This window comes from Candidatus Magnetaquicoccus inordinatus (assembly GCF_004217665.1).
Lineage (GTDB): Bacteria > Pseudomonadota > Magnetococcia > Magnetococcales > Magnetaquicoccaceae > Magnetaquicoccus > Magnetaquicoccus inordinatus.
Window position 1 is genome coordinate 1 of record NZ_RXIU01000226.1, and the last position, 5718, is coordinate 5718.

Consider the following 5718-nt stretch of genomic DNA (forward strand, 5'->3'; position numbering starts at 1 on the left):
ATCGTCAGCATCCCGTTTGAATTGAAGCGGCGCGGTGGTCGAAAGAGCATTATCATGCCGGATGGCGTTGATCTGCCGTCGGTGCCGGCCAGGGATGAGACGCTGGCAAAGCTGGTGGCAAAAGCGCATCTCTGGCTTCGTCAGTTGGAGAGTGGTAAAGTGGCCACCATCTCTGAACTGGCCGAGCGAGAGAATTTGGACAACTCCTACGTCGCCAAGGTGATGCGGTTGACGCTGCTGGCTCCAGATATCGTGGAGATGATACTGGATGGGAAGCAGCCGGAGGCGATGACTTGGCGGGGGTTGGCGAGAGGGTTTCCGGTGGAGTGGGTGGAGCAGCGTCGGTTGTGGGGGATAGGGTGATGGTGGTTGGTGCGGCTGCCGACATCCGTATCGGCAGCGCACCTTGTCCATGAGAACCCAGATGGGAGTAGGTCCACCATGGACAATCTGGCAACGCTACGTGATGTTGAACAAACGATGGAAATTTGCTTCCTCCAGCACCCGGCGGATACCGGGATGGACACGCGTAAGTTCAACTCGATCTCCGTCTGTACCCGCCTCTTCTCGCAACATAATCAGCATACCAAGCGCAGACGAGTCGATGAAATCTGTTCTTGACAGATCCACTACGAACCGGATGTTCCCACCCCTCTCCAGCAAGTCCCTTCTGTAGGCATCCCGGAAGCGAGCATGCAAACCAAAACAGAATTTTCCCACAACACGGATGATGGTTTTCTGCTCTGAGCGTTCAACTGAAATCTCTCCCAACCTCCTGGTTTCCTTCATCTATAACACCGTGGTGGACTATCACTCCACACATCTCATGCGTTACTTCATGATCTTTCGCGACAAAACATCCGCCCGTTCCAGACATAAGACGCGGGAGAAGGACCACTGTTGCCACACTGAGCAAGGTAAATTTTTATAGATGCTGCATTCGGTGCATTATGCACAATTGTGAGTTTGTGCTGCAACAGCAATTGTGCGAGCATCGCGCGAATTTTTGGTTGGGGCTATCTGGGTGATGGCGCAAGAGCGTGTAAAAATTTTGTGAATATTCACAAAAAATAAATATTTGAATTATTTCTAAAGATCGCTTCGTTTTCTTGCCTCTCTTTTTTTGATGAAATGCTGCCAAAACCATACGAAGTCCCATCTCCATTCCTTTCTGATGATCGATCTCTCCGCGCTTGACGCCCTCAAGCAATTGATCAAAAGAGGCCGGGTTGCCGAGGTGGATTGAATCAGAAAACCTCGACGGATTGTCCTGCTTGCTGCATTCTTTGTGTGCCATGTGAGTCGCTCCGATCCAGTTTTCAGCCTTTCTTGTCCACCTGTTCTTTGTTTTCTTCTATCCACTTGAGCACTTCCGTCCGGGAATAAGCCAAGGCGGTGCTGCCCTCAATAGTAACCACCGGCGGTCCCTTCTTGGCCTGACGCCAGTTGTGCAAAGTGCTGAAGTGGCAGCCGATCATGGCCGCAGCGATCGTGGAAGAGATAAGGTCATTCATGTCTGTCATCCTGTGCGTCGAGGTTTTGGGGTTGCGTTCGATTTGACATCTTGTTGGATAAAAAGATGACACGAACTCGAAACAACGTCAATCAGAAATTTTCTACTTGTCGAAATTTTTGATTCGTTTTTATTTTGTCGTTTTTAATCAATTAGATGAACGCCAACACCTCCGAGATTCAACGCGCATTATCGAACGTGGTAACGATTTTTTGTGGGATCACATTTTTGCGGTTGCTTTCACGTTGCAAAATATGGCAACATATTATCGCATCATAGATGTCGCAGATTCGGGAAAGATTGAAGCTTCTGCGCACAAAAACAAGCAATAACAATATATTGGCATGGGTAACAAAACATGAGCGTTTCAATAGCTGACAGACTTCAAACCCTCGCTGGCAACATGACAGGCGTGATCCTGGCCTCCTTCTGCAATGTCTCCGTCGGTTCCATCAGTAAATACATGAAGGGAGGAACGCCTGATGTTGAGAACGCGATCAAAATCGCTCGCGCTTTCAATGTTACCCTGGACTGGCTGCTGACCGGGAATGGACCAAAAACGTGGAATAAATCTCACCTGCAACCCAAACCGACACCACAACCTCAACCAGAGCCGCAACAACCAGCACCCTGCTCTCACGAGAGCCTCCTTGAAGATTATGTCTTCATCCCTGGATACAGCATGGTCACCGCTACAGCCGGTGGTGGTGCCATAAACGATTCTGAGGTGGCTGACGAACAGTACGCCTTCCGACGGGAATGGGCCGTCTCCGACGCCGGTATCGATCCAGATCGCTCCGCCATCATCCGGGTCGATGGCGATTCCATGGAACCTACCCTCTCCCGGGGCGACGTCATTCTGATCGATTGTCGAGATACCAGCTTCTCTCGCGATGCAATCTATGTCTTCCAGTGGGATGACGGCCTGTTCGTGAAAAGGATTCAGAGAGCAACCAATAGCTGCTTCGACGTGATCTCAGACAACCCCGTCTACGACAAAAAAACAATCCATCCTGCAGAGCTTGATAATTTCAGGGTCGTCGGGCGCGTAATGTGGGTCGGGCGCAGAATGTGATGGGATTTGGGAAACTGGAGGGGATCCGATGGATGACGTCATATCGCCAAAACTGATCGATGTGCGCAAAGCCGCCAACCTGACTCAAGAACAGGTCGCTGAACGTATGGGTGTCCAAAAGCATACGATATCGAAACTTGAAAACAACAAACACTCACCCAGCATCGCAACCTTGAAACGGTATGCAGAGGCTCTCGGCTGCAAACTGAAAATCCAGATGGTGAAAAAGTCCAACCCATGAACAATCATCCTCGGCTGGTAGTGGCTATTTCATCCCGCGCACTGTTCGACCTGGACGCCAGTCACGAGATCTTCATGCGTGATGGCCTGGACGTCTATCGCAAGCACCAAATCGATCACGAAACCGAACCACTACCTCCCGGCGTAGCCTTTCCCGTCGTCCGCAAACTGCTCGCCTTGAACAACAACCCTTTGGGCACTCGATTGGTAGACGTGGTCCTGCTCTCCCGCAATAACGCCGATACCGGTTTGCGCGTCCTGCGTTCAGCTCAACACCAGGGACTGGATATCGAGCGGGCCGTGTTCACCGGTGGGGCTCCCGTCCATCCCTACGCCGCCGCCCTGGGAGCCACCCTGTTCCTCTCAGCCGAACACCAGGACGTGGTGGAAGCCCTGGACGCCAAAATCCCTTCCGCCTTGCTGCTCACCTCAGCTACACCAGACACCACCTCGGACCAACTGCGCATTGCCTTCGACGGCGATGCCGTGCTTTTCTCCGATGAGTCGGAGCGCATCTACCAGCTGGAAGGTCTGGATGCCTTCAATCGCCACGAAAAGGATGCTGCTGATATTCCACTGCCCGGTGGACCATTCCGCCCGTTCCTGGCCGCACTACACAACATCCAATCGCTCTTCCCTCCCGAGCCATCACCCATCCGAACCGCTCTCGTCACCGCCAGAGGCTCACCTGCCCACGAACGAGTGGTGCGCACATTGCGCTCCTGGAATATTCGCATCGATGAAGCCTTCTTCCTGGCCGGACTGCCAAAAGGTGAATTCCTGCGACAATTCAAAGCCGACATCTTCTTCGATGATCAACCAAAAAATTGTGAATCCGCCCGGAAACATGTTGCCACCGGCCAAGTGCCCTACGAGACCACGAACAAATGATGGATACATCCTCACCGCTCAAATGGATCGGAACCACCACGGGTGTCGTTGGGGCACTGCTGGTCGCCATGAACATTCCCCAGTCAGGCTATGGTTTCCTGCTTTTTCTGGTCTCCTCAATCTCCTGGTTTATCGCCGCTTATCGTATGCGCGAAATCAGTCTGATGATCCTCCAGGCCGTGTTCACCGTGATCAATCTCGTCGGCGTCTGGCGGTGGCTCTTTGCAAATTGATATTCAGCATCCCACCATATCCCGTAACATCCCGGAAAGACATTTTTGATCCCGAAACATCCCGCACCAAACAATCGCTCTTTCATTTTCACTTAATCAAATACTATCATCGCTCTCAGATTTAGTCGAAACCGAGTCCAATAGAGAGCAAATCAGATGGCCACTACCCCCCACCCCTCCCACATGACCCCCGACCAGCGCCTCACCGAAGCTGGCCAAATCCTCGCCACCGGCCTCCGACGACTCAAAGAAAAGCAAAAACAGGAGAAATTCCTACTGGATAACTCGCCCAACCAATGGCTCCATGGTCGAAAAACAACCCGCCAAGGAGAAAAACAGTGAATATCGATGTGTTGAAACAGGTGGCGATGTTGCCGGCCATGTCGTCGGAGGAGTTGAAGGCGATGTGGAAAAATCTGTGCAAATCTGAGCCACCGCCCTACAACCGCTCATTCCTGGTAAAACGGCTGGCCTATCGGCTCCAGGAACTGGCGCATGGTGGCCTGTCGGAGGTGACGGAGAAGAGGATGATGCGCCTGGCGGTAGACGATCCGCCGCAAGAAAAACGCAAGTTGCTGGGTGACAAGTTTTTCCCTGGCATGCGCTTGGTGCGGGAGTGGAAGGGTGTCGAGCATTGCTGCGTCGCCTTGGCCGATGGCGGGTTTGAATATCTTGGCCGACGCTTCGGCAGTTTGTCTGCCGTGGCCAACGCCATTACGGGTACGAAATGGAACGGGAAGGTATTTTTTGGCGTCGCTCGCTCTGGAGAGAAACAATGACAAAACGCACTGTTGCACCTACAATTCGCTGCGCCATTTACTGCCGGAAGTCCACCGAAGAGGGGTTGGAGATGGACTTCAATTCACTGGATGCCCAGCGGGAGGCCTGCGAGTCCTACATCGCCAGCCAAAAGGCAGAAGGCTGGTTCCTGGTAGCCGATCGGTACGACGATGGCGGCTTCTCCGGCGGCACCCTGGAACGGCCTGCGCTGAAACGGTTGCTGGCCGACATAGAAGCTGGCAAAGTCAACCAGATCGTCGTCTACAAAATTGACAGGCTCACCCGCTCCCTGATGGACTTCGCCAAGCTGGTAGAGGTGTTCGACAAGCACGGTGTCACCTTCTCCAGCGTCACCCAGCAATTTTCCACCACCACCTCCATGGGACGGCTCACCCTCAACATGCTGCTCTCCTTCGCGCAATTCGAGCGGGAAATCTCCGCCGAAAGGATCCGCGACAAGTTCGCCGCCTCCAAACGGAAAGGCATGTGGATGGGTGGCCACCCTCCTCTCGGCTACGACGTGGCGGATCGCAAACTGGTGATCAACCGACCTGAAGCCGAAACAGTGCGCACCCTCTTCCGCCGGTTCATCGAAACCAGCTCCGTCATCCAGATCATCAACGAACTGACTGGGACAGGTGCCGTTGGCAAAAACGGCCTTCCGCTCGACAGAGGTGCCATCTACCGCATCCTTGGCCATCACGTCTACGTCGGTGAAGTGGCCTACCAGGGTGAAATCTATCCCGGCGAGCATCAGGCCATCATTGATCGTGAAACCTGGGACGCCGTCCGTACCACCCTCGCCAACCACACCCCAGAACGGATGCGCATCAAGCGGGTGCAGTCGCCCACCCTGCTCAAAGGCATCATTCGCTGCCAACACTGCAACCGAGCCATGAAGCCGACGTACACCAACAAAGGTGGCCGGGAGTACCGCTACTACACCTGCCAAGCGGTGGCAAAAGGTGGTGCTGACACACCCTGCA

Annotated in this window: 12 protein-coding genes; 9 read left to right on the forward strand and 3 right to left on the reverse strand. The window is 53.5% G+C overall.

Annotated elements, in window-relative coordinates:
• Positions 1–363, forward strand: a 363-nt coding sequence (locus EJP87_RS13405) for a hypothetical protein (protein ID WP_320412243.1), incomplete at its 5' end; no start/stop codon positions are given.
• Between the two features lie 96 nt (positions 364–459).
• Here the strand turns inward: EJP87_RS13405 and EJP87_RS13410 are convergent.
• The 3 genes from EJP87_RS13410 to EJP87_RS13420 all read right to left on the reverse strand — a co-directional run bounded on the left by EJP87_RS13410 (position 460) and on the right by EJP87_RS13420 (position 1514).
• Positions 460–789 (reverse strand): STAS domain-containing protein, encoded by a 330-nt coding sequence (locus EJP87_RS13410; protein ID WP_130472378.1) that lies wholly within the window; start codon positions 787–789, stop codon positions 460–462.
• Between the two features lie 136 nt (positions 790–925).
• Positions 926–1297 carry a hypothetical protein gene (locus EJP87_RS13415; protein WP_130472379.1) on the reverse strand — a complete coding sequence of 124 codons (372 nt, stop codon included), beginning with the start codon at positions 1295–1297 and terminating at the stop codon, positions 926–928.
• Between the two features lie 22 nt (positions 1298–1319).
• A complete protein-coding gene (locus EJP87_RS13420) occupies positions 1320–1514 on the reverse strand; it encodes a helix-turn-helix transcriptional regulator (protein WP_130472380.1) in 195 nt (64 codons plus the stop codon).
• A gap of 106 nt (positions 1515–1620) precedes the next feature.
• Here EJP87_RS13420 and EJP87_RS13425 point away from each other — a divergent pair, with 106 nt between their 5' ends.
• The 8 genes from EJP87_RS13425 to EJP87_RS13460 all read left to right on the forward strand — a co-directional run.
• Positions 1621–1845 (forward strand): hypothetical protein, encoded by a 225-nt coding sequence (locus EJP87_RS13425; protein ID WP_130472381.1) that lies wholly within the window; start codon positions 1621–1623, stop codon positions 1843–1845.
• A gap of 26 nt (positions 1846–1871) precedes the next feature.
• Positions 1872–2588, forward strand: coding sequence for an XRE family transcriptional regulator (locus tag EJP87_RS13430; RefSeq protein ID WP_130472382.1), 717 nt, complete (start codon positions 1872–1874; stop codon positions 2586–2588).
• Between the two features lie 28 nt (positions 2589–2616).
• On the forward strand, positions 2617–2829 hold the full coding sequence (locus EJP87_RS13435; RefSeq protein WP_130472383.1) for a helix-turn-helix transcriptional regulator: 213 nt from the start codon (positions 2617–2619) through the stop codon (positions 2827–2829).
• The gene (locus tag EJP87_RS13440) at positions 2826–3719 is read left to right on the forward strand and encodes a 5'-nucleotidase (protein ID WP_130472384.1); all 894 of its coding nucleotides are present in this window, start codon (positions 2826–2828) and stop codon (positions 3717–3719) included. Before EJP87_RS13435 ends, EJP87_RS13440 begins: the two co-directional genes overlap by 4 nt.
• Positions 3716–3952, forward strand: a complete 237-nt coding sequence (locus EJP87_RS13445) for a nicotinamide mononucleotide transporter (RefSeq protein ID WP_130472385.1) — start codon at positions 3716–3718, stop codon at positions 3950–3952. The genes EJP87_RS13440 and EJP87_RS13445 overlap by 4 nt, the downstream gene beginning before the upstream one ends.
• A 156-nt stretch (positions 3953–4108) precedes the next feature.
• The gene (locus EJP87_RS13450) at positions 4109–4294 is read left to right on the forward strand and encodes a hypothetical protein (protein WP_130472386.1); all 186 of its coding nucleotides are present in this window, start codon (positions 4109–4111) and stop codon (positions 4292–4294) included.
• The gene (locus EJP87_RS13455) at positions 4291–4731 is read left to right on the forward strand and encodes a DUF2924 domain-containing protein (RefSeq protein ID WP_193771384.1); all 441 of its coding nucleotides are present in this window, start codon (positions 4291–4293) and stop codon (positions 4729–4731) included. The genes EJP87_RS13450 and EJP87_RS13455 overlap by 4 nt, the downstream gene beginning before the upstream one ends.
• The coding region (locus tag EJP87_RS13460) for a recombinase family protein (RefSeq protein ID WP_130472387.1) at positions 4728–5718 on the forward strand (991 nt) is incomplete at its 3' end. The genes EJP87_RS13455 and EJP87_RS13460, both read left to right, overlap by 4 nt.